Genomic DNA, 13690 nt, shown 5'->3' on the forward strand with positions numbered 1-13690 from the left:
CCCGCCAGCTTACCCGCTCAGCGCCCCTGCTGGAATGTGCGCAGGCCCTTGAAGGCCTGCTGTCGCACCTTGTTCTGCAACATCGGCGACCAGCCCAGCAGCACGCCCGGCATGCCCAGGGCCTGACGGCTCCAGCGCCACAGGTCGAAGCTGTCGTCATGCTGACAGATCAACCCGTCGCGGATCACGAAACGCGCCTGGATATCGTTGACCACCACACGCCCGGTCTGGCTGAACAGGTAGGTCGCCACCCAGTGCGCGCCTGCGCTGCGCTCGTCGCTGCGAACATTGTCGAAGCTCAGGGTGAAGTCCTTCGCCCGGCTCGCGAGCATGCGCCACATGTCGCCGGCATCGCGACCACGCAAGGTGCCGAACACCGGGTCACTGAAGGTGATATCGGCGCTGTAGCAGGCCACCATGGCCTCGGCGTCCAGGCGCTGGAAGGCCTGGTAGAAACGGGTGATCAGGGCGTTGTTGGCATCGCTCATGGGAGGATCCTGAACCAGGGCGGGATAGCGCACGATAATCCGCCACCTGGGCGAACGCCATCTCCATTTGCGTCATGAATGCCCACGGGAGTTGGCTGCTCTGACGATCAGACCCGCTCGCTCTCTACCTGCACATGCAACGCCCGTCCGGCGCCGAGTCCGAACAGGATGGCGCCCACGCCCAGCACTGCGAAAATCCAGCCAACCGCGTTCCAGCCCCCGGTCAGGTCGTGCACCAGCCCCACCGCGAACGGCCCCATGGACGCCAGGGTGTAGCCCACTCCCTGGGCCATGCTCGACAGGTTGGCGGCCACGTGCGCGTCCTTCGAGCGCAACACGATCAGGGTCAGCGCCAGCGCGAAGGTGCCGCCCTGCCCCAGGCCCAGCACCACCGCCCAGCCCCACAGGCCATCAATAGGGGCGTACAAGCAACCGAACAGCCCGGCAAGAGTCACCAGCATCACGATCACGATGGCCAGGCGCTGGTCCTTGCCACGGGTCGCCAGCCACGGCGCGCCCAGCGAACTGACCAACTGCACGATCACCGAGCCGGACAGCACCAGCCCCGCCTCGGTCGGGCTCAGCCCGCGACCGATCAAGACCGACGGCAACCAACCGAAGACGATGTAGGCCAGCGACGACTGCAGGCCCATGTACAACGTCACCTGCCAGGCCAGCGGATCGCGCCACAAGCCGCGCACTCGGTAGGCGACCTTGTGCAGGCCATGGCCCTGGCGAGCCTGGGGCAGCCAGACCAGCATCGCCAGCAATGCCGGCAGCAGCCAGAAGCCCAGGCCTAGTGCCCAACTGTTGTCGAAGTGCTGGCTCAACGGAACGGTCGCTCCAGCCGCCATCGCCGCGCCGAGGCACAGGGCCATGGTGTAGACCCCGGTGAGCGTTCCGGCCTGTTGCGGGAAGTCGCGCTTGACGATGCCTGGCAGCAGCACGCCGATGATGCCGATACTCGCCCCGGCCATGACACTGCCGAGGAACACCCCGGCCACGCCAAGGGCACTGCGCAGCAGGATGCCCAGCGCCAAGGTCAGGAGAATGCCGAGGATCACCCGCTCGCTGCCGAAACGGCGTGCCAGGGCCGGCGCCAGGGGCGCGAACAGCCCCAGGCAGAGCACCGGCAGGGTGGTCAGCAGGCCAGCCTGGGAGGCGTTGAGCCCCAGGCCTGCAGAAACCTGGCCGAGCACTGGGGCCATGCTCGACAACGCCGGGCGCAGATTCAACGCCACCAGCACCAGGCCCAGCAGCAGCAACCAGGGCCGCTGCAGGCGCAGCGGCTGTTGCTGGACCTGCTCGTCGTCGACTTCGGCGTCGATCAGCAGCTCGTCGAGCTCGGGTTCCCGGGGGCTGTGGGGATGGGTCATCTGTTCGGCCATGGTCAGGATTCGATAAAGGCCCGGCTCAGGCGCAAGCCCGCTGCGGACGGTGTTGTTCTGCGCGTCGGCGATCGATCCGGGCCTTGCCGGCGAACGCCATCAAAGGCCCGTATCAATGCCCGACCGCCATGATGAGGCAAGGCCGATCGGAGCAGGACCAACAGCGCCCGCCCCGGCCTTGCCCATCAATTCAAGGCGTCGAGCAACGCCTGGTTCATTTCCGGCGTCCCGATCGTGATCCGCAGGAACTGCGCGATCCGCGCCTGCTTGAAGTGCCGCACGATCACCCCCTGCTCCCGCAGCCGCGCCGCGATCGCCGCCGCATCTTGCTGCGGATGCCGGGCAAAGATGAAGTTCGCCGCCGAGGGCAGCACCTCGAACCCGCGCGCCACCAAGGCCTCGACCAGCACCTCGCGGCTCTCGATCACCTTGCGGCAGGTCTCGTCGAAGTAGTCACGGTCCTCGAAGGCCGCGGCCGCCCCGACGATCGCCATGCGATCCAGCGGATAGGAGTTGAAGCTGTTCTTGATGCGCTCCAGCGCCTCGATCAGCTCCGGATGCCCGACTGCCAGCCCAACCCGCAGCCCCGCCAGCGAACGCGACTTGGACAGGGTCTGGGTCACCAGCAGGTTGTCGTAGCGGTCCACCAGGCTGATGGCCGTCTCGCCACCAAAATCGATGTACGCCTCGTCCACCACCACCACCGAGTCACGGTTCGCCTGCAGCAGCTGCTCCACCGCCTGCAGCGGCAGCAGGCAACCGGTCGGCGCGTTGGGGTTGGGGAAGATGATCCCGGCATTGGACTTGCTGTAGTCCGCCACCTGGATCTGGAACTGCGCGTCCAGTGCCACCGCCTCGTGTGCAATGCCGTACAGGCCGCAATACACCGGGTAGAAGCTGTAGCTGATGTCGGGGAACAGCAGCGGGCCACGGGCATGCTGGAACAGGCCGTGGAAGATGTGCGCCAGCACCTCGTCCGAGCCATTGCCGACGAACACCTGCGCCGGCGTGACACTGTAATACTCGGCCACGGCCTGCTTGAGCCGGTCGCTGTTCGGGTCCGGGTACAACCGCAGGTTGTCGCCCAGCTCCGCGCGCATGGCCTCCAGCGCCCTGGGCGAAGGGCCGTAAGGGTTTTCGTTGGTGTTCAGTTTCACCAGCCGCGCCAGCTTGGGCTGCTCGCCCGGCACATAGGGTACGAGGTCCTTGACGAAGGGACTCCAGAATCGACTCATGCTCAGTTCCCCTTCTCGTTGAGGATGCGGTATTCGGCGCTGCGCGCGTGGGCGGTCAGCGATTCGCCACGGGCCAGCACCGATGCGGTGTGACCCAGCTCCGACGCGCCCTGCTCGGAGCAGAAGATGATCGAGGAACGTTTCTGGAAGTCATACACCCCCAGCGGCGACGAGAACCGTGCGGTGCCGGAAGTCGGCAACACATGGTTGGGGCCTGCGCAGTAGTCGCCCAGCGCCTCGCTGGTGTGGCGACCCATGAAGATCGCACCGGCGTGGCGAATCTGCGGCAACCAGGCCTGCGGGTCGGCCACCGACAGCTCCAGGTGCTCGGGCGCGATGCGGTTGGCCACCTCGATGGCCTGTTGCATGTCGCGAACCTGGATCAGCGCGCCACGACCGTTGATCGACTTCTCGATGATCCCGGCGCGCTCCATGGTCGGCAGCAGCTTGTCGATGCTGGCCGCGACACGGTCGAGGAACTCGGCATCCGGGCTGACCAGGATCGCCTGGGCGTCCTCGTCGTGCTCGGCCTGGGAGAACAGGTCCATGGCGATCCAGTCCGGGTCGGTCTGGCCATCGCACACCACGAGGATCTCCGACGGGCCGGCGATCATGTCGATACCGACCTGGCCGAACACATGGCGCTTGGCGGTGGCCACGTAGATGTTGCCCGGACCGACGATCTTGTCCACCTGCGGCACGCTTTCGGTGCCGTAGGCCAAGGCCGCGACAGCCTGGGCGCCACCGACGGTGAAGACCCGGTCGACACCGGCGATGCAGGCGGCCGCCAGCACCAGCTCATTGACCTCGCCACGTGGGGTCGGCACCACCATCACCACTTCGCTGACGCCGGCGACCTTGGCCGGAATGGCGTTCATCAGTACCGACGACGGGTACGATGCCTTGCCACCTGGCACGTACAGCCCGGCGCGGTCCAGCGGGGTGACCTTCTGGCCAAGCACGGTGCCATCGGCCTCGGTGTACTGCCAGGAATCCTGCTTCTGCCGCTCGTGGTAGATGCGCACGCGGCTGGCGGCTTTCTCCAGGGCTTCGCGCTGGGTCGCGCTGATGCGGGTCAGGGCCAGTTCCAGGCGCTCGCGATCGAGGATAAGGTCATCGATCGACTGGGCATCGACACCATCGAAACGCTGGGTGAACTCCACCAGCGCCGCGTCACCGCGCTCGCGCACAGCCTTGATGATGTCGAGCACGCGCTGGTTGACCGCGTCATCGGACACGCTTTCCCAGCTCAGCAGATGATCCAGATGTCGGGCGAAATCCTGGTCAGCGGCGTTGAGACGGGCAATTGCAGTGGACACGGTCATGGCGAGGGCCTCGTTATTAGCGGATGTTCAGGCGCCCTAAAGCTACCAGTCCATCCGCGCGGGCACCTGAGAAATTGGCTATGACGCGGATAGACGGGCGCGACAGCGGAGGTCGCGCGCAGAAGTCAGCCGCGGTGTCGCGATTCGACGGCGTTGCGCAGGGTGTCGATCAGACTCTGGATACGGGCGTGCTGCATTTTCATGGAGGCCTTGTTGACCACCAGGCGCGAGCTGATCGTGGCGATCATGTCCTGTGGCTCGAGGCCATTGGCGCGCAGGGTGTTGCCGGTGTCGACCACGTCGATGATCTTGTCGGCGAGGTTGATCAGCGGGGCCAGCTCCATGGAGCCATACAGCTTGATGATGTCGACCTGGCGACCCTGTTCGGCGTAGTAGCGCTTGGCCACGTTGACGAACTTGGTGGCCACCCGCAGCCGGCCCTTGGGCTCAGGCGCGCCGGTGACACCGGCGGTCATCAGCTTGCATTGGGCGATCTGCAGGTCCAGGGGCTCGTACAGGCCCTGGCCGCCGTATTCCATCAGCACGTCCTTGCCGGCCACCCCGAGGTCGGCGGCGCCATGCTCGACATAGGTCGGCACGTCGGTGGCACGCACGATGAGCAGGCGGACATCGTCCTGCGTGGTGGGGATGATCAGCTTGCGGCTCTTGTCCGGATTCTCGGTCGGCACGATGCCGGCTTCAGCCAGCAACGGCAGGGTGTCGTCGAGAATACGGCCCTTGGATAGCGCGATGGTCAACATTGGAACGTCGGTCCTTAAGCAGCTATAGCCAGCCGGGCCCCGGGCCCGGCCGCAATGAAATCGGGGCGCGTCCCTGCGCCGTACAGACGACTAGCCCGGTACGCGACGGATCTTCGCGCCCAGCATCTGCAGTTTTTCCTCGATGCACTCGTAGCCACGGTCGATGTGGTAGATGCGGTCGATCAGGGTGTCACCGTCGGCGACCAGTGCCGACAGCACCAGGCTGGCCGACGCGCGCAGGTCGGTGGCCATGACCGGAGCACCCTTGAGGGTGGTGACGCCGGTGACGATGGCCGTGTTGCCCTCGACCTGGATCTGCGCGCCCATGCGGTGCATCTCGTAGACATGCATGAAGCGGTTCTCGAAGATGGTCTCGATCACCGCGCCAGTGCCCTCGGCGACAGCGTTCAGGGAGATGAACTGCGCCTGCATGTCGGTCGGGAACGCCGGGTACGGCGCGGTACGCAGGTTGACCGCCTTCGGCCGCTTGCCGTGCATGTCCAGCTCGATCCAGTCTTCGCCGGTATTGATGTCGGCGCCGGCCTCCTTGAGCTTCTCGAGGACCGCTTCAAGGATGGTCGGATCGGTGTCCTTGACCTTGACGCGACCACCGGTCACGGCAGCGGCAACCAGGTAGGTACCGGTCTCGATGCGGTCAGGCATGACGCGGTAGCTGGCCGAGTGCAGGCGCTCGACGCCATCGATGGTGATGGTGTCGGTGCCAGCGCCCTGGATCTTGCCGCCCATGGCGTTGATGAAGTTGGCCAGGTCGACCACTTCCGGCTCGCGGGCGGCGTTCTGCAGCACGCTGCGGCCCTTGGCCAGTGCGGCGGCCATCATGATGTTCTCGGTGCCGGTCACGCTGACGGTATCGAAGAAGAACTGCGCGCCGCGCAGACCGCCTTCAGGCGCCTTGGCCTTGATGTAGCCACCCTCGACGTCGATCTTCGCACCCATGGCTTCCAGGCCGCGGATGTGCAGGTCGACCGGGCGCGAGCCAATGGCGCAACCGCCGGGCAGGGCCACTTCGGCCTCGCCGAAGCGGGCGACCATCGGGCCGAGCACCAGGATCGAGGCGCGCATGGTCTTGACCAGCTCGTAGGGGGCTACCAGGGTCTTGATGGTGCGCGGATCGATTTCCACCGAAAGCTTCTCGTCGATCACAGGCTCGATGCCCATGCGCCCGAACAGCTCGATCATGGTGGTGATGTCGTGCAGGTGCGGCAGGTTGCCGACCGTGACCGGGCCGTCAGCCAGCAGGGTCGCCGAGAGAATCGGCAGGGCTGCGTTCTTTGCGCCGGAAATGCGGATTTCGCCGTCGAGGCGCTCGCCGCCAGTGATAATCAGTTTGTCCATTCGTGTCTCGCCGCCAAGTAGGCTCAGGTGCGCTCAGCCCAGGCTGCGCTGCTGAAGAATTTCATGGTTACCGCGTGGATGCTGCCGTTGGCGATCCAGGGATTGAGGTGAGCGTAGATCGCCTGTTGGCGCTTGACCGGGCTCAGACCGGCCAGCTCGTCGCTGATCACGTTCAACTGGAAGTTGCAGCCTTCGCCTTCAACTTCGACCCGGGATCCCGGCAATTTCTCTTCCAGAAAGCTTTTAACTTCTACGGCCTGCATGCTCAACCTCGATCGGCGCCCAACGCGCGCGGGTCGGCCATCATACAAAAAAGCCCCTCGCCTGCGAAGCCCATGCGTGGGCTCGCTGACCGAGGGGCTTTCACCATCGGGCAGGCCATCAGCCTGCCAGTACTTCATCGAGGTCGTAGACCTCGGCGATTTCCCGCATGTCCGCCGGCATCCCGCGCAGCTCGCAGGCCTTGCCGGCCGCCTGGGCGTCGCGCATGAAGGCCAGCAGCAACGACAGGCCGACGCTGCTCGACTTGACCACCGCCGAACAGTCGAACACCAGGCGCGGCTCGCGACTGCCGGCGATCAACGCCTTGCCCTGCTTGCGCAGGGCCGGGCCGCTGCGGTAATCCAGCACGCCAGCCAGGGCGAGCACGCCAGGCTCGGCCATGGTTACGGCCGCATCACTCATTTGACTTCCTTATCCGGCGATTGGTCGGCGGCTTCCTTGGCCTTGGCCACCTCGCCAGCCCAGCCGTCGATGGTCTTGTCCAGGTCGTTGCCGTTGCGCTGCATGGCATCGGCGAACTGATCGCGGAACAGCTTGCCGATATTGATGCCGTTGACGATGACGTTACGCACCTTCCACTGGCCATCGATATTCTGCATGGTGTACTGCACCGGATAGACCGCGCCGTTGGTGCCGGTGACCTTCATGCCGACCGTGGTGCGATCGCCGTCCTCGGCACGCGCTGGATCGACGGTGATGCCCTGGTTGTTGTATTCCAGCAGGGCATTGCCATAGAACTGCATCAGGCTGCGCTTGAAGTTTTCCTGGAAGCGCTGCATCTGCGCAGGCGTGGCCTTGCGCGAGTACTTGACGGTCATGATGCTCTTGGAGATGCCATCGGCATCGACCACCGGGCCAAGGTTGGCGTTGAGCGCGTTGTAGAACGCCTCCGGATTGGCCTTGTACTGCGCCTTGTTGGCCTTCAGGTCGCTGAGCAACTGGGTGGTGGTGCCCTGGATGACGTCACGGGCCGATTGCCCGGGCGCCGCCATGGCCAGCAGTGGGAAGGCCGCCAGCAAGACCAGCAGGCCGCGTCGCAGGATGGAAATCATGGAGACTCCTTAATTAGCGGGTTGCGCTTCTTTCGGTTCCTTGCCCACGGTGTTGAGCAGGAACTTGCCGATCAGATCTTCCAGCACCAGCGCCGACTGGGTGTCGTGGATGGTGCTGCCATCCTTGAGTACCGTGTCTTCGCCACCGACACTGATGCCGATGTACTTCTCGCCCAGCAGGCCGGCGGTCAGGATCGAGGCAGTGGAGTCGGTCGGCAGGTTGTCGACGCTCTTGTCCAGTTGCAGGGTCACCCGACCGGTGTACGAGTCACGGTCCAGATCGATTGCCGTGACCTTGCCGATGGTCACACCGGCCATGGTCACTTTAGCTCTGACCGTCAAACCGGCGATATTGTCGAAGTAAGCATAAACTTTGTACGTGTCGCTGCTCGGGCTGGCCGACAGCCCGCTGACACGCAGGGCCAGCAGCAGCAGCGCCAGGATCCCGGCCAGGAGGAACAGGCCGACACCGATTTCCAGGGTGCGGTTTTGCATCAGAAATCTCCAAACATCAAGGCGGTCAGAATAAAGTCCAGACCCAGGACTGCCAACGAGGCATAGACCACGGTCTTGGTGGTGGCACGACTGATCCCTTCTGAGGTGGGCTCGCAGTCATACCCCTGGAATACGGCGATCCAGGTCACGACGAAAGCGAACACCAGGCTCTTGATCAGCCCGTTGATCACGTCGTCGCTGAAGGAAACGCTGTTCTGCATGTTGGCCCAGAACGAGCCTTCGTAGACGCCGAGCCAGTCCACGGCGACCCACGAGCCACCCCAGATGCCGACCACGCTGAAGATCAGCGCCAGCAGCGGCAGCGAGATGAAACCGGCCCACAGACGTGGCGCGACGATGTACTTGAGCGGGTCGACGCCGATCATTTCCAGGCTCGACAACTGCTCGGTGGACTTCATGTTGCCGATTTCGGCGGTCAGTGCGGAACCTGCGCGACCGGCGAACAGCAAGGCGGTAACCACCGGCCCCAGTTCGCGCAGCAAGGTCAGCGCGACCATCTGGCCGACGGCCTGCTCGGAGCCGTACTTGGTCAGGATGCTGTAGCCCTGCAGCGCCAGCACCATGCCGATGAACACACCGGACACGACGATGATCGCCAGCGACAGCACGCCGACCGAGTACAACTGCTTGACCAGCAGTTGGAAACCGCCACCGGTACCGCTGCGTCCGGCCAGCGAATGGCCAAGGAACAGGCTTGAGCGACCCAGCACGGCCAGCACGTCGATGGCCGAACGGCCGAACAGGCGAATACGTTCGAGTATGGATTTCTTGCGCATCAACGCGTCCCCAACAGATCGGCGCGGTAGTCAGGCGCAGGGAAGTGGAAGGGTACCGGGCCATCCGGGTCGCCCTTCATGAATTGACGGATGCGCGGGTTGTCCGAGCCCATCAGCTCATCCGGTGTACCCTGCCCGAGCACCTGGCCATCGCCGACCACATAGATGTAGTCGGCGATGCTGGCGGTTTCCGCCAGGTCGTGGGAGACCACGATGCTGGTGATGCCGAGCGCATCGTTGAGCAGGCGAATCAGGCGCACCAGCACCCCCATGGCGATCGGATCCTGGCCGACGAACGGTTCGTCGTACATGAGGATCTGCGGATCGAGGGCGATTGCCCGGGCCAGCGCCACACGGCGCTTCATGCCGCCGGAAAGCTCGTCGGGCATCAGGTCGATGGCGCCGCGCAGGCCCACGGCCTGCAGCTTCATGAGCACGATGTCACGGATCATCTCGTCCGACAGCTGCGTATGCACGCGCAACGGAAACGCGACGTTCTCGAAGACATCGAGATCGGTGAACAGGGCGCCGCTCTGGAACAGCACGCCCATCTGCTTGCGTGCGTCGAACAGGTCGCTGCGCGACAGCGACGGCAGGTCCTGGCCATTGACCCAGACTTCGCCGGAGGTTGGCCGCAACTGGGCGCCCATCAGGCGCAGCAGGGTGGTCTTGCCGCATCCGGAAGGCCCCATGATGCCGGTCACCTTGCCGCGGGGAATGCGGATGTCCACGTTGCTGAAAATGCTCCGCGAACCGCGCTTGAAGGTAACCCCCTTCAGCTCGACCGCGTAGGCGCTATCCACACTCATCTAGACTCCTTGCAGTACAGCCTCGTGTCCATGGACGTCCGCCTCCATCTTGGAGGCACACTGGTCCCAGGCGGGCCGAATAGCGGCGAACTATAGCACCGCAGATAGGCTCTCCCCAAGGGACTCCCCCACTCGTTCAGCCCCCAGACAGGCAGAAGCGACATTCATATGACATTCGAAGGATGAGCGTTTCACACATTGCGGCTATAATCGCCGCCTTTTCATCAGGCATTGCGTTTTCGACATGAGCCAATCCAGCGAGCTGATCCAATCCGCCCAGCGTACCCTGCGCCTCGAACTCGAGGCCGTGGAAGCGCTGCTGGCCCGCATCGACGGTGATTTCGTCAAGGCCTGCGAGCTGATCCTGGCCAGCAAGGGCCGGGTCGTGGTGGTCGGCATGGGCAAGTCCGGACATATCGGCAACAAGATTGCCGCCACCCTGGCCAGCACCGGCACCCCGGCATTCTTCGTGCATCCGGCCGAGGCCAGCCATGGCGACATGGGCATGATCACCCGCGACGATGTCATTCTTGCCCTGTCCAACTCTGGCAGCACCGCCGAGATCGTCACCCTGCTGCCGCTGATCAAGCGCCTGGGCATCCAGATGATCAGCCTGACCGGCAACCCGGATTCGCCCCTGGCCCAGGCCGCCGAGGTCAACCTCGACGCCACCGTCGCCCAGGAAGCCTGCCCGCTAAACCTGGCGCCGACCTCCTCCACCACCGCGGCGCTGGTACTGGGCGACGCCCTGGCCATCGCCCTGCTCGAGGCACGCGGCTTCACCGCCGAAGACTTCGCCTTCTCGCACCCCGGCGGCGCCCTGGGCCGCCGCCTGCTGCTGAAGGTGGAAAACGTGATGCACACCGGCGAGGAACTGCCCCAGGTACAACGTGGCACCCTGCTCAAGGACGCTCTGCTGGAAATGTCCCGCAAGGGCCTGGGCATGACCGTGGTCCTGGAAAACGACGGCAAGCTGGCCGGCATCTTCACCGACGGCGACCTGCGCCGCAGCCTCGACCGCAATATCGACGTGCACACGACCCTGATCGACGAGGTCATGACCATGCATGGCAAGACCGCCCGCGCCGAGATGCTCGCCGCCGAGGCCCTGAAAATCATGGAAGACCACAAGATCAGCGCACTGGTGGTGGTGGATCAGGCCGACCGCCCGACCGGCGCCCTGAACATGCACGACCTGCTGCGCGCCGGAGTGATGTGAATGAACAACGACCTCATGCAACGTGGCCAGGCCATCAAGCTCGCGGTATTCGACGTCGACGGCGTGCTCACCGACGGCCGCCTGTACTTCCTCGAGGACGGCAGTGAGTTCAAGACCTTCAACACCCTCGACGGCCAGGGCATCAAGATGCTCATGGCCTCTGGGGTGACCACGGCGATCATCAGCGGACGCAAGACCCCGGTGGTCGAGCGCCGGGCGAAGAACCTGGGGATTCCCCACCTGTTCCAGGGCCGCGAGGACAAACTGGTGGTTCTCGACGGCCTGCTCGCCGAACTCAATCTAAGCTATGAACAGGTCGCCTACCTGGGCGACGACCTGCCCGACCTGCCGGTGATTCGCCGGGTGGGCCTGGGCATGGCGGTGCACAATGCCGCGCCGTTCGTCCGCCAGCACGCCCACGGCGTCACCCAGGCACGCGGCGGTGAAGGCGCCGCCCGGGAGTTTTGTGAACTGATCATGCAGGCCCAGGGTACCCTGGATGCTGCCAACGCCCACTATCTGTAAGGCCGCCCATGTTCAGCAAGAAGATCAAGAATGTTGTGCTGCTCGGCGCGATCGCCGCGGTACTCGTGGCCGTCGGCTACTGGAACGTCAGCCCGGAGAGCTTCCTCGATCAACCTGCAGCCCAGGTCGACGAAAGCGCCATCGACTACTACGCGATCAACGCCCATAGCGTGCAGTTCCTGCCCGACGGCAAGCTGCAGTACGAAATGACCGCGGACAAGGTCGAGCACCTAAAGGCCAGCGAAGTCACCCTGCTGACCACCCCCGACCTGCACATGTACCGTGGCACCGCCTACCCATGGCACGTGCAAAGCGCCCGCGCCGAAGTCAACCCGGACGGCACCGAGGTGGAACTGATCGACAACGTGCGCGTGGCCCGGACCGACGAAAAGCAGCGTGAAACCATCATTACCAGCACGCGCATGACCGTGTTCCCGCAGAAGGAATATGCGCAGACCGAGCAAGCCGTTAGAATCGACGGCGCCGGTGGCACAACTACGGGCAAAGGAATGAAAGCGTATTTGAAAGAAGGCAGGATGGACCTGCTCTCTAACGTAAGAGGACAGTATGAGGCTCGTTAAAACCATCCCCTTTCTGCTCAGCCTGGGCGTAGCACTGGGAAGCGCGAGCGCCTTCGCCCTGCCGAACGACCGTGATCAGCCGATCCGCATCCAGGCGGACAACGCCCACCTGGACGACAAGCAAGGCGTGGCCACCTATACCGGCGACGTGATCATCACCCAAGGCTCGATGGTGATCAAAGGCAATACCGTGACCATGACCCGTGCCGCCAATGGCGACATCGACGTGGTCACCTCGGTGGGCAACCTGGCCTATTTCGAGCAGCAGCAGAGCGCCGCCAAGGCCGACAAGATGAAAGGCTGGGCCGTGACCATCCAGTACCAGGCGCAGAAGGACATCGTCATCCTCACCGATCGCGCCAAGGTCGAGAACGAAGGCAACACCACCGAAGGCGAGAAGATCGTCTACAACACCAAGACCCAGGTGGCGACCGCAGGTCGCGGTGGCAACGTGACTGCACCACGTCAGCGCATCGACATGGTCATTCAACCGAAGAAAAAGGCCGAGTAAATGGCAACCCTGAAAGCCCAGCACCTGGCCAAGAGCTACAAGGGCCGGCAAGTCGTCCGCGATGTCAGCCTGTCCATCGACAGTGGCCAGATCGTCGGCCTGCTCGGCCCCAACGGCGCCGGCAAGACCACCTGCTTCTACATGATCGTCGGCCTGGTCCAGGCCGATCAGGGCCGCGTCCTGATCGACCACCTCGACGTCAGCCACCAGCCCATGCACGGTCGTGCCCAGGCGGGTATCGGCTACCTGCCGCAGGAGGCCTCGATCTTCCGCAAGCTGTCGGTGGCCAACAACATCATGGCCATCCTCGAGACCCGCAAGGACCTCGACCGCGAAGGCCGCCGCAAGGAACTGGAAAGCCTGCTGCAGGAGTTCCACATCAGCCACATCCGCGACAACCTCGGTATGAGCCTCTCTGGTGGCGAACGCCGCCGCGTCGAGATCGCCCGCGCCCTGGCCACCGCACCCAAGTTCATCCTGCTGGACGAACCCTTCGCCGGTGTCGACCCGATTTCCGTGGGCGATATCAAGCAGATCATCCACCACCTCAAGAACAAGGGCATCGGTGTACTGATCACCGACCACAACGTGCGCGAGACGCTGGATATCTGTGAAACGGCCTATATCGTCAACGACGGTCAGCTGATCGCCGAAGGCGACGCCGAGGCGATCCTGGCCAACCAGCTGGTCAAGGAAGTCTACCTGGGCCACGAGTTCCGCCTCTGACCCCGCGCCAGCCCGGAGCACTGGCGCCGCCCGAGAAAGGGCACCTAAATGTTACAGTGCTCTAGGCAAATGCTGCATTTTCAGGCATATAACTTGCTTAAAATCGGCGCCGAAGCGCCCTTCATGTAGTGGATGGCGCA

At 64.2% G+C, this 13690-nt stretch carries 17 protein-coding genes; 5 read left to right on the forward strand and 12 right to left on the reverse strand.

The features are described from left to right. Positions 1 to 17: 17 nt before the first annotated feature. From F3J43_RS23990 to F3J43_RS04785, 12 genes are all read right to left on the reverse strand, one after another. Positions 18 to 488, reverse strand: a complete 471-nt coding sequence (locus tag F3J43_RS23990) for a nuclear transport factor 2 family protein (RefSeq protein ID WP_166883667.1) — start codon at positions 486 to 488, stop codon at positions 18 to 20. Positions 489 to 595: 107 nt separating this feature from the next. After that, positions 596 to 1876: a CynX/NimT family MFS transporter gene (locus F3J43_RS04735; RefSeq protein WP_166883668.1), complete on the reverse strand. Its 1281-nt coding sequence runs from the start codon at positions 1874 to 1876 to the stop codon at positions 596 to 598. A gap of 185 nt (positions 1877 to 2061) precedes the next feature. Next, a complete protein-coding gene (gene hisC, locus F3J43_RS04740; RefSeq protein WP_166883669.1) occupies positions 2062 to 3111 on the reverse strand; it encodes a histidinol-phosphate transaminase in 1050 nt (349 codons plus the stop codon). A gap of 2 nt (positions 3112 to 3113) precedes the next feature. Then, positions 3114 to 4436: a histidinol dehydrogenase gene (gene hisD / locus F3J43_RS04745; RefSeq protein WP_166883670.1), complete on the reverse strand. Its 1323-nt coding sequence runs from the start codon at positions 4434 to 4436 to the stop codon at positions 3114 to 3116. Positions 4437 to 4561: 125 nt separating this feature from the next. Beyond that, positions 4562 to 5197: an ATP phosphoribosyltransferase gene (hisG, locus tag F3J43_RS04750; RefSeq protein ID WP_166883671.1), complete on the reverse strand. Its 636-nt coding sequence runs from the start codon at positions 5195 to 5197 to the stop codon at positions 4562 to 4564. A gap of 90 nt (positions 5198 to 5287) precedes the next feature. Continuing rightward, a complete protein-coding gene (gene murA, locus F3J43_RS04755; protein WP_166883672.1) occupies positions 5288 to 6553 on the reverse strand; it encodes a UDP-N-acetylglucosamine 1-carboxyvinyltransferase in 1266 nt (421 codons plus the stop codon). A gap of 23 nt (positions 6554 to 6576) precedes the next feature. Next, positions 6577 to 6816 carry a BolA family protein gene (locus F3J43_RS04760; protein WP_003255121.1) on the reverse strand — a complete coding sequence of 80 codons (240 nt, stop codon included), beginning with the start codon at positions 6814 to 6816 and terminating at the stop codon, positions 6577 to 6579. Positions 6817 to 6934: 118 nt separating this feature from the next. Then, entirely contained in the window at positions 6935 to 7237 is a 303-nt protein-coding gene (locus F3J43_RS04765; protein WP_166883673.1) for an STAS domain-containing protein, read from the reverse strand. After that, positions 7234 to 7887, reverse strand: a complete 654-nt coding sequence (locus F3J43_RS04770; protein WP_166883674.1) for an MlaC/ttg2D family ABC transporter substrate-binding protein — start codon at positions 7885 to 7887, stop codon at positions 7234 to 7236. The genes F3J43_RS04765 and F3J43_RS04770 overlap by 4 nt, the downstream gene beginning before the upstream one ends. 9 nt (positions 7888 to 7896) lie before the next feature. Continuing rightward, positions 7897 to 8382: an outer membrane lipid asymmetry maintenance protein MlaD gene (gene mlaD, locus F3J43_RS04775; RefSeq protein ID WP_166883675.1), complete on the reverse strand. Its 486-nt coding sequence runs from the start codon at positions 8380 to 8382 to the stop codon at positions 7897 to 7899. After that, complete coding sequence (mlaE, locus tag F3J43_RS04780; protein ID WP_166883676.1) at positions 8382 to 9179, reverse strand: lipid asymmetry maintenance ABC transporter permease subunit MlaE; 798 nt, start codon at positions 9177 to 9179, stop codon at positions 8382 to 8384. The genes mlaD and mlaE overlap by 1 nt, the downstream gene beginning before the upstream one ends. After that, positions 9179 to 9988 carry an ATP-binding cassette domain-containing protein gene (locus F3J43_RS04785; RefSeq protein WP_166883677.1) on the reverse strand — a complete coding sequence of 270 codons (810 nt, stop codon included), beginning with the start codon at positions 9986 to 9988 and terminating at the stop codon, positions 9179 to 9181. Before F3J43_RS04785 ends, mlaE begins: the two co-directional genes overlap by 1 nt. A 244-nt stretch (positions 9989 to 10232) precedes the next feature. Here F3J43_RS04785 and F3J43_RS04790 point away from each other — a divergent pair, with 244 nt between their 5' ends. Genes F3J43_RS04790 through lptB form a run of 5 tightly spaced genes read left to right on the forward strand, consistent with a single transcriptional unit; the run spans position 10233 to position 13550 of the window. Beyond that, positions 10233 to 11207 carry a KpsF/GutQ family sugar-phosphate isomerase gene (locus F3J43_RS04790; protein ID WP_166883678.1) on the forward strand — a complete coding sequence of 325 codons (975 nt, stop codon included), beginning with the start codon at positions 10233 to 10235 and terminating at the stop codon, positions 11205 to 11207. After that, on the forward strand, positions 11208 to 11732 hold the full coding sequence (locus tag F3J43_RS04795; RefSeq protein ID WP_166883679.1) for a KdsC family phosphatase: 525 nt from the start codon (positions 11208 to 11210) through the stop codon (positions 11730 to 11732). 8 nt (positions 11733 to 11740) lie between these two features. Then, complete coding sequence (gene lptC, locus F3J43_RS04800) at positions 11741 to 12313, forward strand: LPS export ABC transporter periplasmic protein LptC (RefSeq protein WP_166883680.1); 573 nt, start codon at positions 11741 to 11743, stop codon at positions 12311 to 12313. Continuing rightward, positions 12300 to 12824, forward strand: coding sequence for a lipopolysaccharide transport periplasmic protein LptA (gene lptA, locus F3J43_RS04805; RefSeq protein WP_166883681.1), 525 nt, complete (start codon positions 12300 to 12302; stop codon positions 12822 to 12824). Before lptC ends, lptA begins: the two co-directional genes overlap by 14 nt. After that, positions 12825 to 13550, forward strand: coding sequence for an LPS export ABC transporter ATP-binding protein (gene lptB / locus F3J43_RS04810; RefSeq protein ID WP_166883682.1), 726 nt, complete (start codon positions 12825 to 12827; stop codon positions 13548 to 13550). Positions 13551 to 13690: the final 140 nt, after the last annotated feature.

Source organism: Pantoea sp. Cy-639, assembly GCF_011752525.1.
Classification (GTDB): domain Bacteria; phylum Pseudomonadota; class Gammaproteobacteria; order Pseudomonadales; family Pseudomonadaceae; genus Aquipseudomonas.

Excerpts from the sequence above, each read along its gene's own strand:
- F3J43_RS23990 (WP_166883667.1), bottom strand. The coding sequence starts at position 488 with ATGAGCGATGCCAACAACGCCCTGATCACCCGTTTCTACCAGGCCTTC.
- F3J43_RS04735 (WP_166883668.1), bottom strand. The coding sequence starts at position 1,876 with ATGGCCGAACAGATGACCCATCCCCACAGCCCCCGGGAACCCGAGCTC.
- hisC (WP_166883669.1), bottom strand. The coding sequence starts at position 3,111 with ATGAGTCGATTCTGGAGTCCCTTCGTCAAGGACCTCGTACCCTATGTG.
- hisD (WP_166883670.1), bottom strand. The coding sequence starts at position 4,436 with ATGACCGTGTCCACTGCAATTGCCCGTCTCAACGCCGCTGACCAGGAT.
- hisG (WP_166883671.1), bottom strand. The coding sequence starts at position 5,197 with ATGTTGACCATCGCGCTATCCAAGGGCCGTATTCTCGACGACACCCTG.
- murA (WP_166883672.1), bottom strand. The coding sequence starts at position 6,553 with ATGGACAAACTGATTATCACTGGCGGCGAGCGCCTCGACGGCGAAATC.
- F3J43_RS04760 (WP_003255121.1), bottom strand. The coding sequence starts at position 6,816 with ATGCAGGCCGTAGAAGTTAAAAGCTTTCTGGAAGAGAAATTGCCGGGA.
- F3J43_RS04765 (WP_166883673.1), bottom strand. The coding sequence starts at position 7,237 with ATGAGTGATGCGGCCGTAACCATGGCCGAGCCTGGCGTGCTCGCCCTG.
- F3J43_RS04770 (WP_166883674.1), bottom strand. The coding sequence starts at position 7,887 with ATGATTTCCATCCTGCGACGCGGCCTGCTGGTCTTGCTGGCGGCCTTC.
- mlaD (WP_166883675.1), bottom strand. The coding sequence starts at position 8,382 with ATGCAAAACCGCACCCTGGAAATCGGTGTCGGCCTGTTCCTCCTGGCC.
- mlaE (WP_166883676.1), bottom strand. The coding sequence starts at position 9,179 with ATGCGCAAGAAATCCATACTCGAACGTATTCGCCTGTTCGGCCGTTCG.
- F3J43_RS04785 (WP_166883677.1), bottom strand. The coding sequence starts at position 9,988 with ATGAGTGTGGATAGCGCCTACGCGGTCGAGCTGAAGGGGGTTACCTTC.
- F3J43_RS04790 (WP_166883678.1), top strand. The coding sequence starts at position 10,233 with ATGAGCCAATCCAGCGAGCTGATCCAATCCGCCCAGCGTACCCTGCGC.
- F3J43_RS04795 (WP_166883679.1), top strand. The coding sequence starts at position 11,208 with ATGAACAACGACCTCATGCAACGTGGCCAGGCCATCAAGCTCGCGGTA.
- lptC (WP_166883680.1), top strand. The coding sequence starts at position 11,741 with ATGTTCAGCAAGAAGATCAAGAATGTTGTGCTGCTCGGCGCGATCGCC.
- lptA (WP_166883681.1), top strand. The coding sequence starts at position 12,300 with ATGAGGCTCGTTAAAACCATCCCCTTTCTGCTCAGCCTGGGCGTAGCA.
- lptB (WP_166883682.1), top strand. The coding sequence starts at position 12,825 with ATGGCAACCCTGAAAGCCCAGCACCTGGCCAAGAGCTACAAGGGCCGG.